Origin of the sequence: Glutamicibacter sp. Je.9.36 (assembly GCF_051129975.1) — a bacterium.
In the GTDB taxonomy this organism is placed as follows: Bacteria; Actinomycetota; Actinomycetes; order Actinomycetales; family Micrococcaceae; genus Glutamicibacter.
The window spans coordinates 74336-89188 of sequence record NZ_JBCPSN010000008.1 but is presented as its reverse complement, the minus strand read 5'-3'; the positions used below and the strand labels follow the sequence as shown (position 1 = coordinate 89188).

Below are 14853 nucleotides of genomic sequence, written 5' to 3'. Positions count from 1 at the left end.
CCGATGTGAACACTGCGGATAACGCTGATGCGAACACCGATGCCAACACGGATGCGAATACTGACGCGAACACCGATGCGAACACCGATGTGAACACTGCGGATAACGCTGATGCGAACACCGATGCGAATACTGACGCGAACACCGATGCGAATACTGACGCGAACACGGATGCGAACACCGATGTGAACACTGCGGATAACGCTGATGCGAACACCGATGCGAACACGGATGCGAACACCGATGTGAACACTGCGGATAACGCTGATGCCAACACGGATGCGAATACTGACGCGAACACCGATGTGAACACTGCGGATAACGCTGATGCGAACACCGATGCCAACACGGCGGATAACTCGGCTGAGAACACTGGCGACAACACTGCGGACAACACTGAGCACCCGATCGTCAGCGTTGTGCCTGATTCCGTTACGGAAGGCGACGAAGTTACCGTGATTGGTGACAAGTTCACTCCGGAAGGCAACGTCAAGGTAATCATCCGAAACTCAAATGGTGAAGAAACCCCAGTACATGAGGGCGATGTCATCGTTGATGAAGATGGTCGATTCGAGTACAAGTACGATACCGATGGCTTGCCTGAGGGTATCTACACCGTTGAAGTGACGGACGAAGAAACCGGAAAGACTTACACTGAGTACTTCCAGGTAACTCCGGACGATGCCGCTGAGAACGAAGTTCACATCGATATCACCCCTAATCGTTTGGTCAAGGGTGAATCGGGAATCGTAACCGGTAAAGAGTTCACCGCAAATGGCGAAGTCAAGATCGAGCAGAGCCAGCTGGGCGACACCAGCTCGGACGTAGCCAAGATCGCTGCTGCTGCCATGCCTGAAACCGTTACCGCTGACGACAAGGGCGACATTAGCTTCGAGGTCGACTCGACTGATTTGGCACTTGGTAGCTACTTGATCGTTGCAACTGATGTTGAAAGCGACGCATACGGGTTCACAACCTTCACCGTTGTGGCTGACGATTCGACGGATGTGAACACGGCAGACAACACTGCGGATAACGTTGATGCGAATACCGATGTGAACACTGCGGATAACGCTGATGCGAACACCGATGCGAACACCGATGTGAACACTGCGGATAACGCTGATGCGAACACCGATGCGAACACCGATGTGAACACTGCGGATAACGCTGATGCGAACACCGATGTGAACACTGCGGATAACGCTGATGCTAACACCGATGTGAACACTGCGGAGAACGCTGATGCGAACACCGATGCGAACACCGATGCGAACACCGATGCGAACACCGATGCGAACACCGATGTGAACACTGCGGAGAACACTGCGGAGAACGCTGATGCGAACACCGATGCGAACACCGATGTGAACACTGCGGAGAACGCTGATGCGAACGCCGGTGCCAGCACGGATGCAAACACCTCGGATAACTCGGACTCTAAGTCGGATGACTCTAAGGGATCCCAGAAGGATGACTCCAAGAAGGATCGCCTTGCGGATACCGGTTCTAACGGAGCCCTCTGGATCAGTGCAGGTGCACTAGCACTTGTACTGCTCGGAGCTGGTGTGGCTGTCTTCGCGCGAAAGCGTTCAGCATAGTCGAACTGCAGTAATTTGAAATAGGAGGGGCATCTAAACGATGCCCCTCCCATTTCGCTTTCAAGTAGTCTTTGCAACAATTCACGGGTGTCGAAGAATTTGGAGACAATAGCCTGATGAGGCAACAGAAAACTAAGCCCAAGCTGTTTACAGTGTTGGTGCTTTTAATTGCGGGTGTAGCCGCGTTAGGGCATATCGGAGCCACATTGGCGTTCACGGGTCCTTCAACACCCATCAAGTCATCATTACAGCCCGAATTGAACAAGTATTTTCTAGGGCCGTTAGATCAAGGCTGGAGCCTTTTTGCTCCTGGCCCCTATTCGCAAGATGAATATTTCACAATGCGTGTATGTCTTTCTAGCGCGGAAATTTGTGCCAAGGGTAGCCAACATGGTGCGAAATTCTCAGAGTGGCGCGACGTTACGGCCGAAGAAATGGAAAGCCGTGCCGGCAACATGTTTGCCAATCGTGAGACAAAACAATCCAAATCTATTCACGGACGGCTATGGAGTGCGGCTTCGGATTTGACTGCGGATTCTCGAGCGGAAATTTCTAGACCCTTTATTCAGGGAACGCCCGTTTTTGGTGTGGAACTCAACTCAGCGGAGGCCCGCGAGAAGTATTCTGCAACAGAATTGAGCAATCTTCGAGCCTATAAACGTATGGAAGATACGGCCGTCGGATTCGCGTCACTCTACGCAATAGAACAGTGGGGCGGAGCATCAATGGTGGAAATTAAGCTCCGACGTGAACCAATTGTTCCGTTCGCTCAGCGGAGCGATGAGAACGCAACAACAAAACCTCGCGAAACCTACATCGGATGGCGAGATACCAAGGAATTTAGTCAAGCGGCGGTGTCGGTATGGAGCTGAAACGTGAAACAAGCAGTGCTCCTTCGATCAGCGAATGGATTTCTAAGAATCGCGATTTCGTCCCCAAAGCACTGAACTGGGTCTACGGGTGGTTTACCGAAAACCGGCATGCACCATACGGTCTTGCAGTCATGCGCATGGCGTCGGGACTCTTCATTCTGGGTTGGTTAATTGCCAACATACCAGTCGCAGCTAAGATCTGGGGACCTGGTTCCGAGTACCTTGAACCCTACCGTTCTGTACTTGGGTACCAGTGGCCTTTGGATATTCTGCGTGACGCGGGTCTCGGGTTCTTCGTCTTTTGGTACGTGATGGCCATCGTGTTGGCAATCGCATTTGTAGTTGGTTGGCAAACTAGATTCGTCACGCCGCTCTTCTTCATTTTTTATACGGCGATTAACGCACAGAATACGCCGGTTTCGGATGGCGGAAATTATTTCATCCGTATCATGCTGATCTATCTGATTTTTGCTGACTTGTCCAAGCACTGGTCTGTCGATTCTTGGCTACGTAAACGCGCGGGGAAAACGAAGAAAGAATTCGAAGCCGTTACGGTGCTGCACAACCTTGCGCTATGCCTGGTCGTAGCCCAACTTTGTATTGTCTATCTTGAAGCTGGGCTGTACAAGGTTCAAGGCACACTTTGGCAAAACGGTACAGCTATGTACTACCCGGTTAGTTCCGAGGCGTATGGTGTCTTCCCTTGGCTTAGTGATTTGATTACTACGAATTCGTGGATCGTTGCCTTGATCACCTATGTGACAGTGCTTGCTCAAATTGCATTCCCATTCATGCTGTTCCATAAGATCAGCCGGAGAATTGCGCTGATTACTATTCTTGGGATGCATATCGGCATCGCAGTTGTTATGGGCTTGCCTTTCTTCTCAGGAATTATGGCTTCCGCAGACGCTGTGCTGGTGTCTAGCGCGACCTGGTTGACGATTCAGCGCTGGTTCTCAGCGTTGTGGAGGGGGCGGTTCCGTGCGAAGGAGCCGTCGCTGACGGTCTCCGAACAGGACGAAGTTGGCGTGGGATCAGGCGAGAAAGTCTCTTCCAACGCCTAGGAGAAGAAGCGCTAGAAAATAAACTTAGGGGCGAACCGTTTTGGTTCGCCCCTAAATTTATGTATCTCTTAGTTCAGGCAGCCATTGCGGGCCTATCCAGATTATTCGCCTACGTAGAACAGGCGCTTGTTCACGAATTCGTCCATGCCCAGCGGGCCAAGCTCGCGGCCGAAGCCCGAACGCTTCACGCCGCCAAACGGCATTTCTGCACCCTCTGCGCTGGCTGCATTCACGTTGGTCATGCCGGACTGCAGCTTCTGAGCCACCTTGGAGGCACGCTCGACGTCGGTGGAGTGCACCGAACCGCCCAGGCCGTAAATGGTGTCGTTGGCCAGCTCGGTGGCCTCCTCGTCGCTGGATACCTTGTAGACCACTGCTACCGGGCCGAAGAGCTCCTCGTAGTAGGCACGCATCTCCTTGGTGATGCCGGTGAGCACCGCAGGGGAGTAGTAGGCCGAAGGGCCGTCGTGCAGCACGCCGCCGGCGTGCAGGGTAGCGCCCTTGGCCACGGCGTCCTGGACCTGCTCGTGCAGGGACTCTGCCGCCTTGCGAGAGGACAACGGAGCGAAGGTGCCCTCGGCTTCCGCCATCGGGTCGCCGGGCTGCAGACCTTCGGCACGCTTGGTCAGTTCGGAAACGAACTCGTCATAGATGTCTTCCATGACGATCATGCGCTTGTTCGAGTTGCAGGCTTGGCCGGTGTTGTCGATGCGGTAGCCCCAAGCGGTATCCACGATCCCCGGTACGTCATCGGAGTCCAGGACAACAAATGGATCCGAGCCGCCCAGCTCCAGTACGGCCTTCTTCAGGTTGCGGCCGGCCTGCTCGCCGATAATGGCGCCAGCGCGCTCCGAGCCGGTCAGGGAAACACCCTGGATCCTGGAATCGGCGATGATGGTGGAGATCTGGTCGTGGGTGGCGAAGAGGTTGTTGTAGACGCCGGCTGGTACGCCAGCCTCATCCATGATTTCCTGGATGGCCAGTGCTGAACGCGGGCAGGACTCGGCATGCTTCAAGATGATGGTGTTGCCCAGCATCAGGTTAGGTGCCGCGAAGCGCGCTACCTGGTACAGCGGGAAGTTCCAAGGCATGATGCCCAGCAGCGGGCCAACCGGGCGCTTCTGAACGACGGCCTTGCCGCCGGAGAAGGACTTGATCTCCTGGTCCGCTGCCAAGGCTGGTCCCTCGGTGGCGAAGTACTCGAAGATCTCCTGGCAGAATTCGGCTTCGCCCACGGCCTCGGACAATGGCTTGCCCATTTCGGTGGTCATGATCCTGCCGAGTTCTGCTGCGCGCTCGGCGAAGAGCGTGCCTACCTTGGAAACAATCTTGGCGCGTTCGTTGATATCAACGTCCTGCCATGATTCGTAGGCGCTCTGCGCGGCAGCCAGTGCCTGTTCGACTTGCTCATCGGTGGCCGCGGCGAATTCCTCGACGACTTCACCGGTTGCCGGGTTCAAGACCTTGTAGGTTGGGGCGCTCATCAATGCTCCTGTCGTATGCACAAAAGTGGTCAGCGTAAGCCGTGTGGATCTAACGCTAGCGGACTCCACGCAATAAATGAATGTAATTCACTTCATATTGCGTCTACTCCGAGCTTATCCGCAGAAACAACATTCAGCCACCAAGGAACAGCAGGTATTTGGCTTGAGTAGAAGTTGCAGACGGAAGCGAATGAAAAAGCCGCGGTTTCCAAGACTTGTCTTGGAAACCGCGGCTCAAGAACACAGGTATTACCTGTGTGATCAGTGGATTACTAGCCGATAGCGGAAGAACGCCACCAGTCGATTCCGGCATCGCCCTGGGCGATCTTGGCAATCTGGGCCAATTCGGACTCGGAGAACTCAAGGTTGTCCAGCGCACCCAAGTTCTCGTCGAGCTGCTTGGTGGACGAGGCGCCGATCAATACCGAGGTTGCCGCGCCATCTCGCAGCAGCCAGGCCAGGGCCATCTGCGCCAGCGACTGCCCGCGCGTCTGCGCAACCTCGTTCAGGCTGCGGACCTTGGCCAGGTTCTGATCGGTCAGCTGGGCTTCGAGCGAACGGCGTCCGCCCTGGCGAACCACATCAGTGGTTTCCAGGTACTTATCGGTGAGCAGGCCCTGGGCCAGCGGGGTGAAGGCAATGGTGCCCATGCGTTCCTTTTCCAGGGTTTGCAGCAGGCCGTGCTCTACCCACGGGTTCAGGATGTTGTACGACGGCTGATGGATTACCAGCGGGGTTCCCAGATCCTTGGCGATAGCCGCAGCCTCGGCGGTGCGTTCTGCCGAGTACGAGGAGATGCCCACGTAGGTGGCCTTGCCCTGGCGAACCAGGGTATCCAAAGCGCCGATGGTTTCTTCCAGGGGAGTCTTCGGATCGAAACGGTGCGAATAGAAGATGTCCACGTAGTCCAGATTCATCTTCTTCAGCGAGGCTTCGCAGGAGGCCAGCAGGTACTTGCGAGAGCCGAAGGTGCCGTGCGGGCCTGGCCACATGTCGTAGCCGGCCTTGGATGAGATGACCAGTTCGTTGCGGTAGGGCTTGAAGTCCTTTTCCATCATGCGGCCGAAGTTCTCTTCGGCTGAACCTGCCGGAGGACCGTAGTTGTTGGCCAGATCGAAGTGGTTGATGCCGTTATCGAAAGCGTGGCGCAGGATCTCGCGCTGGGAATCGAATGGACGGTTATCGCCGAAATTCCACCACAGTCCCAGGGATAGCGGGGGCAAGCGCAGGCCGGAATCGCCAACGCGGCGGTAGCCGAAGTGCTCATAGCGGTCTGCGGCAGCAGTGTAGGGACGGTGCAGTTCCGGGATGGACGGGAGGCGTTCGTATTCCACGAGGCACCTTTCTGCCAGGTCAAGCGCTGGCGAGCGGAAATCGATTTGACGTCAGTTTCCACAATAGGCCAGAGCCTGAACTAAATAAATAGCGCAAAGGTGAATCCGCTGTGTGCGTAAAGGTTTCGTGGATTTGGATTAAATGAAGAACCGACCCGCCAGGCCAAGGAGGTAACGCCTGTGCGGATCGGTTCATCTAGATCACTCGCACCTTGAGAAGGTAATAACCACACTAGGAGCTGAAACTTGAAAGTAGCTGAATGCGAGGTGTGCGGTCTCTTGGGAAAAGGCTTTTGCTAATAATTCGAGGGCGGATCCGAAGCCGGGAATGACTCGTCTTCCCACTCTTCGACGAGAGCTTCATCGTGCTCGTCATGGCGCTTCTTTTCTTCTGCGGCCAGCCGCAGCTTTTCCTCTTCGGCGCCACCGGGCTGCCCAGCAGCTGATTGTTCAGGCATGATCTTCCTCCCAACTTCCGTGGGCCACCCCCTGCGGATGGCTGGACCCTGTGTCTTCAGTGTTCACCTATTAGCCGCGGATGTCGAGGGCGGCGGCAAACACTGATTTCGCCTTCACCGTCAATACAGGATTTAATCGAAGGCATGCCGATGATCAATAATCCCGCAGATGGTTCCGAAATCTTCTTTGACGATGACGGGGCTGCCGGGGAGCCGATTCTCTTCCTCCATGGCTCCGCTCTGTCCCGGTCCATCTGGAGAGGGCTCGGCTACACCAAGGCGTTGGGCCAGGGACACCGAACCATCCGCATGGACCTGCGCGGGCATGGCAAGTCAGCCAAATCCCATGACGTGGCTGACTACACCATGGACAAGGTGGCCGGCGATATCCGCGCGGTGATGGATCACCTGGGCATCGGACGTATTCACATTGTCGGCTACTCTTTTGGCGCACGCACCGGGCTGCACATGGCCATGCACCACCCAGAGCAGGTGATCTCGCTGATCATGCTCGGCGGCACCTACGAAATTACCCCCGGCGAAATCGGGAAGCTCTTCTTCCCCGGCTACCTCGAGGTCCTGCGCAATGGCGACATCGAAGGATTCGTCACCGGGCAGGAAAAGAATGGACGCCTGGATCCAGCAACCCGCATGGCCTTCAAGTCCAACGATCCGCTGGCCCTGGCTGCCTACTACGAGGCCGCTGAGACCTTGCAGAACATCAACCTGTCCGAGCTGGGCAAGATCAGAATCCCGACCTTGCTGCTGATCGGCACCCGGGACCAGCCGCGCTTCGACCAGAACAAGATCATGGTCCGCACCTTGCCCAATGCGCGCATGGTGGCCTTGCCGGGGCGAACCCACGGCAGCACCCTGTTCCCGATTGAGCCTGTGGTCAAGGCCATCGAGTCCTTCTGGGCTGGACGCCAAGCATGAGTTCGGCCCGCTTCGACCTGAACAGGATTGCTTCAGGGCTGGCGTTCGGTCCCAGCAGGGAAGAACTCCATGAATCCTTGGTGGCTAATCCTGCCCAGCCGCTGGTGATCCAGGCGCCACCGGGTTCCGGCAAGACGACGATAGTTCCGCCCACGGTAGCCAACGCCCTGGACCAGGCAGGACTGGCTGGCAAGATCATCGTGACCCAGCCGCGCCGTGTTGCGGCCCGGGCCGCAGCCCGTCGCCTCGCCCAGCTTGATGGATCGGTTCTGGGCCAGCGCGTTGGCTTCGCCGTGCGCGGGGAACGGCAGTCTTCGGCCCAGACCCGCGTGGAATTCGTGACCGCAGGCCTGATGCTGCGCAGGTTGCTGGCCGATCCGGATCTTGCCGGAGTGAGCGCGGTGATCATTGATGAGGTCCACGAGCGGTCGATCGATACGGACTTGTTGCTGGCGATGGCCAACCAGGTCAGCGAATTGCGTGGTGACCTGTCGCTGATCCTGATGAGTGCCACCTTGCACGCCGGGGAACTCTCGGCGTTGCTGGCCCGTGGCCAGGCCGCTCCAGTGCTCAGCGCCCACACCGCGCAGTATGCCGTGCAAGAAGCTTTCGACAGCTTCGCTGGAATCCGGAACACCGAACGCGGGCTGAACGATGACTACCTGCGCCACGTTGCCGCCGTCGCGGTACGCCACAGCGCGGAAGCCAACGCAGCAAGCGCAACCCCGGTGGACACCTTGGTGTTCGTCCCCGGGGTACGGGAAGTCGACCGCGTCTGCTCGCAGATTTCTGCCTCCGGAGTGCAAGCCCTGGCCTTGCACTCGCAGATCTCTTCCAAGGAACAAGACCGGATCCTCAGCGAGCCGGAGGCTGGCAGCGCCCCGCGGATCATCGTCTCCACCTCCATTGCCGAATCCTCGGTGACCGTGCCGCGCGTGCATCTGGTGGTGGATGCCGGCTACGCCCGCGAGCCGCGCCGAGACAGCTCGCGTGGCTTCTCGGGGTTGATGACCGTGGTGGCCAGCCGTTCCGCGGCCACCCAGCGGGCGGGCCGGGCAGGACGACTCGGGCCGGGCAAGGTGGTGCGGACCTTGGACCCCAAGTCCTTTGCCGCCGCCCCGGCGCACTCCACACCGGAAATCCGCACTGGCGACCTGGTCGCCGCCGGCTTGTCGCTCGCGGCATGGGGGACCCCGCGCGGCGAGGGGCTGGCCATGTGGGAAGCGCCGCCGGCTGGCGCGATGGCCAGCGACGAGCAGATCCTGCGCAGCCTGGACGCGGTTGATGGAACCGGGCAGATCACCGCCCTGGGCGAGCAGATGATGAAGGTTCCAGCAGATCCGCGTGCCGCCCGCGCGTTGCTCGAAGGCAGCCGGATTTTCGGCACCCGGGCTGCCTCGGATGCTGTCGCATTGCTGGCCAGCTCGGAACGCATTGCCAGTGCGGACCTGAATGAAATGCTTGCCGCGGTGCGCCGGAGTTCTCATCCGGCGCACCGTGCCTGGAAGCATGAAGCGCAGCGCCTGGAAAAGCTCCTGGGCAGTGCGGAAAACCGCACCGGGCGGCAGCCTGCACCGGCAGCTGCGGCTCTGGCAGGCGTGTGCGCTTTGGCGTACCCGCAATGGATTGCGCGCAAGGTCGGCCCGGAGGAATACCTGTTGGCTTCGGGGACCCGGGCAACCTTGCCGCGCGGCAGCCAGCTGATGCATGAGGAATTTCTTGCGGTCGCCGAGGTCTCCCGTGCCGGATCCAAGGCGGTGATCCGACGGGCCGTTGGCATCGAACTTGGCACTGCCGTCGACCTGTTGCCGCAGATGCACCAGAAGCGCGAAGTGGCGGAGCTGGTTGACGGCAGGATCACCGCTCGCCAGATCGAGAGCTTTGGCGAGATCGAGCTGGCGGCCCATCCGGTCAAGGCCACCGCAGAGCTGGGCATGCAGGCTGTTGCCAGCGCCATAGCCACGCAGGGGATAGCCTTCTTCGGAACGCACGAAAAGTTTGATGCCTTGCGTCGGCGAATGGCCGTGGCCCATCGCCTGCTGGGCGAACCCTTTGCCGCAATGGATGACCAGGCCCTGATTGCCTCGGCTGGCAACTGGCTGCAGCCGGTCTTGCGGCAGGTAGCCGCCGGCAAGAACGCAGCCAAGGTTGACCTGTATTCGGCATTGCGGACCTTGCTGCCATGGGAGCATGCCCATGATTTTGATTCGCTGGTGCCCGAACGGCTCCAGGTGCCTTCGGGATCAAGGATTTCCGTGGCCTATCCCGAGGTCGGTGAAACCGGTCCAGCAGTCGTCGCCGTGAAATTGCAAGAATGCTTCGGGCTCGATGAGTCGCCGCGGCTGGTCAAGCGCAAGCTTGCTGTCCAGTTCCACTTGCTTTCGCCCGGTGGCCGGCCGCTGGCGGTGACCGATGACCTGGTCAGCTTCTTCAATGGGCCCTATGCCCAGGTGCGTTCTGAAATGCGCGGGCGCTACCCGAAGCATCCTTGGCCGGAGAATCCATGGGACCACGTGGCAACGGCCAAGACCAAGAACCGATTGGGCCGGCAGTAGGCAAAAGCACGCCGGGGCCGAGGCCCGGAAGAGTGGGCCAGGTCCCGGCGTGCTTTCCGGCGCCCAGGTTCTAGGCGAACGCTGAGAAGCCGGTGATGTCGCGGCCCATGATCAAGGCCTGCACGGTTTCGGTGCCTTCATAGGTGTGGATGGCTTCCACATCGGCGAAATGGCGTGCCACGCGGTTGCTGGTCAGGATGCCGTTGCCTCCGAGCAGGTCGCGGGCGTTCGCTGCGATGGCGCGTGCGGTGCGGGTAGCGGTGTACTTGGCCAGCGACGCCTGCGGGCCGGTCAGCTCACCGGAAGTTTCGCGCTTGGTCGCCTGCATGACCAGAACCTGGATAGTAGCCAGTTCGGACTGCATGCGGGCCAGGCGCTCCTGGACGATCTGGCTGGCGGCCAGCGGACGGCCGAACTGCACGCGCTGCTTGGCGTAGCTCACGGCCGACTCGTAGCAAGCGGTCGCGTGTCCCACGGCAGACCAGGCGACACCCAGCCGGGTGGCGAACAGGACGCGCGAGGTGTCCTTGAAGCTCTTGGCTTCGGGCATCACATCGTGGTCCGGAACGAAGACGTTCTCCATGCGGATATGCGCCTGCCAGATAGCGCGCAGGGAGAGCTTGTTTTCGATGGTGGTGGCCTTGTAGCCTTCGGCATGCTGGTGCACGATGAATCCGCGGACCTTGCCCTCGTCGTCGCGGGCCCAAACGATGCTCACGCCGCCGACCGAGCCGTTGCCGATCCATTTCTTTTCACCGCTCAGGCGGTATCCGCCCTCGACCTTGGTGGCACGGGTTTCCAGCGAAACCGAGTCGGAGCCATGAGTTGGTTCAGTCAGCGCGAAAGCGCCTGGAAGTTCGCCGCGCAGCATGGGGATGGCGTACTTCTCGATCTGCTGCGCATTGCCGCAGTACAGCACGGAGCGCAGAGCCAGACCGCCCTGGACGCCAACAATGGTGGAGACCGAACCGTCGCCACGGGCCATTTCCATGTTGACCAAGCCGGCAGCCAGCGGGCTCATTTCCTCGTAGCCTTCCAGGTTCAGGCCATCGCGCAGCAGATCCGCATCGCCGAGCTTCTTGAGCAGATGCAGCGGGTAGTCGGCCTTGTCCCAGTACTCATGGATGTCGTCCTTGACCTCGTCGAGGATGAATTTGCGGGCTTTGGCTCGCCACGCGTTGTCCGCTTCGCCGACTTCGGCGAAGATTCCGGTCGGATCGATATTGACGTCTCCGGACCACAGGTCGTATTCGGGTTCGACAACGCCGGCGGGAAATTCAAAACCGGTCTCCAGCTGGGACATTTCAGATGCTCCTAATAGCTACGGTGAAAAAGCTTCACTCCTAGACTAGTGGAACGCAGTGCCATGTCAAGAAACTTGGTTTCAGAAGTTGTGTGGAATCGATTAGTTTCCGTGCTCTTTGAGCGCGCGGGAGACGGCCTGGAGAATCGTCTGTTCATCGGCGCCGGCATCCAGGACGGAAACCACCACGCTGGGGGCCGCCGGCTTGGGGGCGGCCGCTGCCTGTCCGGGGTCGAGCAGATCTGCGAAGCGGTTCAGGAACTGGCGCACATCGTTGGCCAGCTTGGTGCGGTCCGTGCTTTGCGCATCTTTCAGCCAGCTGCGCAAGTGATCGTTGTGGATCGCAACCAGGCCAGCGCTAACGCCTAGGCACAGCGATTTCTCCGTGGCGCTCCTTGCCAAATCGCGACGCTTCAGGAAACCGTAAAACGCCCGTTCGTAACGGTGAGTGGAGACCAGCTCGCGCTCTCGCAGCGACGGCACCGAGGAGAGCAGCTTGTGGCGCAGCTGGGCACCTTCGGGGTTGACCGTGTACTGGTCGAAAACCACATGCGCGGCATCGATGAGCGTAGTGATTGCATCAACCGACGAGGCGGCCAGCGTGGTCTCGACGTGTGTAATGATCATTTCCTGGTCGGCGAAGACCATATTCTCTTTCGAGCCGAAACGGCGGAAGAAAGTGGAACGGGAAATGCCAGCGGCAGCTGCCAGCTCGTCGACGCTGGTGGCATCGAAGCCCTGGGTAATGAGTAGATCAAGGGCTGCTGGGGGTACTGCGGAAGAAGCGATCATGATTCATGAATTTAGCACGATTCAAGCTGGGAAATTCTTGGGTTCAGCTATGCGCGCCGCGCAAATGATTGTGAACTACTGCGCCCATGACTACGCTGAACATCAGGGCGTTCCATGCAGGAACGCCATTCTTGGACGAAATGAAAGAGAAGTGAGGGCCCATGGGAATCTCGATTGCAAACGCCGCGCTACGTTTGGTCAGTGGTGCGTTCATTCTCAACAGCGGCATCAACAAGTTGCGCATCGATGAAGCCAGCGCCGCAGGCCTGCAGCAGATGGCAGCCAACGGCGTGCCTCAGCTGGCCGAGCTGGAACCGGCAGTTTTCGGCAAGGCCGTATCCATCGGCGAGATCTCGCTGGGTAGTGCCTTGCTGCTGCCGCTGATCCCATCGCGGCTGGCCGGCTTGGGCCTGGGCGCATTCTCCGGTGTGCTGCTGGCTTCCTACCTGCGCACTCCGGGCATGACAGAATCCGACGGCATCCGCCCAACCGCGGATGGCACCGCCCTGGCCAAGGACGTATGGCTGGCAGGTATCGCTGTGGCATTGATTCTTGGCCGCAAGGGAGCCAAGAAGATCAAGAAAGCAAAATAAGCGGACGGAATCGCTTGAGCAAAACGCTCGGCACGCCGTAAGTTGATCTTGGAGACTGCGGTTTTCAGCGGCCACATTTGAACCACAAGCTAAGAGGAGAACCAATGGGTTTCTTAGATGATGCAAAGAAGAAGCTGGGCGAGGCAGTCGAAAACGCGAAGGACTTCGCAGGCGACGCTACCGAGAACGTGAAGAACTTCGCAGCGGACGCCCAAGAAAAAATCGGCGAGAAGGTCGATGAATTCAAGAACGGCGATAGCAACGAAGAAACTGAAGACGAGGTCTAGAGACCACGAAGCCAGCGCCTGATCCAGCGACTTTCGAGTCCTGGACCAGGCGCTGGCCCCGTTAAGAGCTGCCTTTGGCTATTGGCGCTGCGCCTTCTTGCCATCGCTGAGGAACGCTACAACGAGCACAGCAGCCACGCCGATGAAGCCTGGCAGCATCAGAGCCTGTCCCAGGCCAACAGACGTGGCTTCCATGATGACCGCAGGATCCTTGGAATCTGCCTGCGCGATCTGTGCCGAAATGCGGGCATCCATCATCACCGCGATCAGCGCAGAACCAAGCACTGAACCGATTTGCCGGGTGGTGTTGTAGATCCCTGAACCGGCACCCGCATCACGCGCGGTCAGGTCCTTGGTGGCTGCCAGCGACAGCGATGGCCAGATCATGGCTGAACCGATGCCTTGAACCGCTGAAGGAATCAGCAGCATCCACAGCGGGATATCGGCGTGCATCATGAAGGCGTAGACCACCGTGGCACCGCCAAACAGGAAGAACCCGGGCACGGCCAAGATCCGCGGGCTGAGCTGATTGACCTTCTTTCCCAGCTGCGGCGCGAGGAAGATCGCCACGAAAGCCATCGGAGAAATCATCAACGCGGATTCGGTGGGAGTCAGGCCGCGGACATTCTGCAAGAAGAACACCATCGGCAAGGCGATGGTCGCGATGGTCAGGCCCATGAAGGTGATCGCGACATTGGCCAAGGAGAAATTGCGGACCTTGAACAATCGCAGCGGAACCAGCGGTTCAGACGTGGTCTTGGACTGCCACCAGATGAAGGCTCCCATCAGCACCGCGCCGATGATAATCAGATGCCACGAATTCAGCGGGCCAATGAATGGTTCCCAATTGGTGGCATCGCCTTCCTGGATGCCGAAGACCAAGCAGAACATGGCTAAAGCCGAAAGGATGACGCCGAACCAGTCGAAGGAATGCGCTTGGGATTCAAGGGCTGGCACGAATTTGAAGACCATGGCCAAGCTGACTACCGCGATGGGCAGGTTGATGAAGAAGATCCATTCCCAGCCGATGGAGTCCACCAGCAGACCGCCGGCAATCGGACCGATCAGCGAGGCGATGCCCGCCACTGCGCCCCAGAGGCCCATGGCTGCACCGCGGTGCTGATAAGGGAAGAGCCGGGTAATGAGCGTCATGGCCTGAGGGGAAATCATCGAAGCGCCGAGGCCCTGGACGGCGCGCGCCGCCACCAGCGAGCCGAGGGAATCGGACAAGCCGCACCACAGCGAGGCCAGCGAGAAGACCACCATGCCGATGAGGTAGATATTGCGCGGACCGAAGCGGTCACCGAGGCGCCCGGTGACCAGCAGCGGCACCGCGAAGGTGAGCAGGTACGCGCTGTTGACCCACAAGATACTGGAGATATCCGCGTCCAGCGACGTCATGATGGAGGGCATTGCGGTGGACACGATCGTGGTGTCCAGCAGGATCATGAAGAAGCCGATGACCAGGGCCCAGAGGGCACGCCAGGCGGCTTTCTTGTCGAAGTGTGTTTCGGGATTCGCAGATTCAGGCACTGGTCAAGGCTAGTCCCTATCAGCCCTGTGCGGAACGGATA

At 58.9% G+C, this 14853-nt stretch carries 13 protein-coding genes; 7 read left to right on the top strand and 6 right to left on the bottom strand.

The window, feature by feature from the left end:
• From AAZQ98_RS16600 to AAZQ98_RS16590, 3 genes are all read left to right on the top strand, one after another.
• The coding region (locus AAZQ98_RS16600) for an LPXTG cell wall anchor domain-containing protein (RefSeq protein WP_434693839.1) at positions 1-1601 on the top strand (1601 nt) is incomplete at its 5' end.
• A 116-nt stretch (positions 1602-1717) separates the two neighbouring features.
• Positions 1718-2473, top strand: coding sequence for a DUF5819 family protein (locus AAZQ98_RS16595; RefSeq protein ID WP_388025240.1), 756 nt, complete (start codon positions 1718-1720; stop codon positions 2471-2473).
• On the top strand, positions 2464-3537 hold the full coding sequence (locus tag AAZQ98_RS16590) for an HTTM domain-containing protein (protein ID WP_434693835.1): 1074 nt from the start codon (positions 2464-2466) through the stop codon (positions 3535-3537). Before AAZQ98_RS16595 ends, AAZQ98_RS16590 begins: the two co-directional genes overlap by 10 nt.
• Before the next feature lie 101 nt (positions 3538-3638).
• Here the strand turns inward: AAZQ98_RS16590 and AAZQ98_RS16585 are convergent, their stop codons facing one another.
• The 3 genes from AAZQ98_RS16585 to AAZQ98_RS16575 form a co-directional block, all read right to left on the bottom strand.
• Complete coding sequence (locus AAZQ98_RS16585; protein WP_434693833.1) at positions 3639-5021, bottom strand: NAD-dependent succinate-semialdehyde dehydrogenase; 1383 nt, start codon at positions 5019-5021, stop codon at positions 3639-3641.
• A gap of 272 nt (positions 5022-5293) precedes the next feature.
• Positions 5294-6355: an L-glyceraldehyde 3-phosphate reductase gene (gene mgrA, locus AAZQ98_RS16580; protein WP_434693830.1), complete on the bottom strand. Its 1062-nt coding sequence runs from the start codon at positions 6353-6355 to the stop codon at positions 5294-5296.
• A 296-nt stretch (positions 6356-6651) separates the two neighbouring features.
• Positions 6652-6813, bottom strand: coding sequence for a hypothetical protein (locus AAZQ98_RS16575; protein WP_166650864.1), 162 nt, complete (start codon positions 6811-6813; stop codon positions 6652-6654).
• Positions 6814-6963: 150 nt separating this feature from the next.
• Here AAZQ98_RS16575 and AAZQ98_RS16570 point away from each other — a divergent pair, with 150 nt between their 5' ends.
• Positions 6964-7749 (top strand): alpha/beta fold hydrolase, encoded by a 786-nt coding sequence (locus AAZQ98_RS16570; protein ID WP_332595056.1) that lies wholly within the window; start codon positions 6964-6966, stop codon positions 7747-7749.
• Positions 7746-10304 (top strand): ATP-dependent helicase HrpB, encoded by a 2559-nt coding sequence (gene hrpB / locus AAZQ98_RS16565; protein ID WP_434693827.1) that lies wholly within the window; start codon positions 7746-7748, stop codon positions 10302-10304. The genes AAZQ98_RS16570 and hrpB overlap by 4 nt, the downstream gene beginning before the upstream one ends.
• Before the next feature lie 70 nt (positions 10305-10374).
• On the opposite strand, the gene AAZQ98_RS16560 is transcribed toward hrpB, so the two are convergent.
• Both AAZQ98_RS16560 and AAZQ98_RS16555 read right to left on the bottom strand, forming a co-directional pair.
• Positions 10375-11607, bottom strand: a complete 1233-nt coding sequence (locus AAZQ98_RS16560) for an acyl-CoA dehydrogenase family protein (RefSeq protein WP_434693825.1) — start codon at positions 11605-11607, stop codon at positions 10375-10377.
• A gap of 102 nt (positions 11608-11709) precedes the next feature.
• Positions 11710-12399: a TetR/AcrR family transcriptional regulator gene (locus AAZQ98_RS16555; RefSeq protein ID WP_434693822.1), complete on the bottom strand. Its 690-nt coding sequence runs from the start codon at positions 12397-12399 to the stop codon at positions 11710-11712.
• A 161-nt stretch (positions 12400-12560) separates the two neighbouring features.
• On the opposite strand from AAZQ98_RS16555, the gene AAZQ98_RS16550 reads away from it, so the two are divergent.
• Both AAZQ98_RS16550 and AAZQ98_RS16545 read left to right on the top strand, forming a co-directional pair.
• Complete coding sequence (locus AAZQ98_RS16550; protein WP_105659096.1) at positions 12561-12992, top strand: DoxX family membrane protein; 432 nt, start codon at positions 12561-12563, stop codon at positions 12990-12992.
• Between the two features lie 104 nt (positions 12993-13096).
• Positions 13097-13279 (top strand): hypothetical protein, encoded by a 183-nt coding sequence (locus tag AAZQ98_RS16545; protein ID WP_434693820.1) that lies wholly within the window; start codon positions 13097-13099, stop codon positions 13277-13279.
• Positions 13280-13357: 78 nt separating this feature from the next.
• Here the strand turns inward: AAZQ98_RS16545 and AAZQ98_RS16540 are convergent, their stop codons facing one another.
• The gene (locus tag AAZQ98_RS16540) at positions 13358-14812 is read right to left on the bottom strand and encodes a DHA2 family efflux MFS transporter permease subunit (protein WP_434693817.1); all 1455 of its coding nucleotides are present in this window, start codon (positions 14810-14812) and stop codon (positions 13358-13360) included.
• Between the last annotated feature and the right edge of the window lie 41 nt (positions 14813-14853).

What these genes read in the sequence shown, in the direction of transcription:
- AAZQ98_RS16585 (WP_434693833.1), bottom strand. Translation starts at nt 5,021, where the DNA reads ATGAGCGCCCCAACCTACAAGGTCTTGAACCCGGCAACCGGTGAAGTC.
- hrpB (WP_434693827.1), top strand. Translation starts at nt 7,746, where the DNA reads ATGAGTTCGGCCCGCTTCGACCTGAACAGGATTGCTTCAGGGCTGGCG.
- AAZQ98_RS16590 (WP_434693835.1), top strand. Translation starts at nt 2,464, where the DNA reads ATGGAGCTGAAACGTGAAACAAGCAGTGCTCCTTCGATCAGCGAATGG.
- AAZQ98_RS16595 (WP_388025240.1), top strand. Translation starts at nt 1,718, where the DNA reads ATGAGGCAACAGAAAACTAAGCCCAAGCTGTTTACAGTGTTGGTGCTT.
- AAZQ98_RS16560 (WP_434693825.1), bottom strand. Translation starts at nt 11,607, where the DNA reads ATGTCCCAGCTGGAGACCGGTTTTGAATTTCCCGCCGGCGTTGTCGAA.
- AAZQ98_RS16545 (WP_434693820.1), top strand. Translation starts at nt 13,097, where the DNA reads ATGGGTTTCTTAGATGATGCAAAGAAGAAGCTGGGCGAGGCAGTCGAA.
- AAZQ98_RS16555 (WP_434693822.1), bottom strand. Translation starts at nt 12,399, where the DNA reads ATGATCGCTTCTTCCGCAGTACCCCCAGCAGCCCTTGATCTACTCATT.
- AAZQ98_RS16570 (WP_332595056.1), top strand. Translation starts at nt 6,964, where the DNA reads ATGATCAATAATCCCGCAGATGGTTCCGAAATCTTCTTTGACGATGAC.
- AAZQ98_RS16575 (WP_166650864.1), bottom strand. Translation starts at nt 6,813, where the DNA reads ATGCCTGAACAATCAGCTGCTGGGCAGCCCGGTGGCGCCGAAGAGGAA.
- AAZQ98_RS16550 (WP_105659096.1), top strand. Translation starts at nt 12,561, where the DNA reads ATGGGAATCTCGATTGCAAACGCCGCGCTACGTTTGGTCAGTGGTGCG.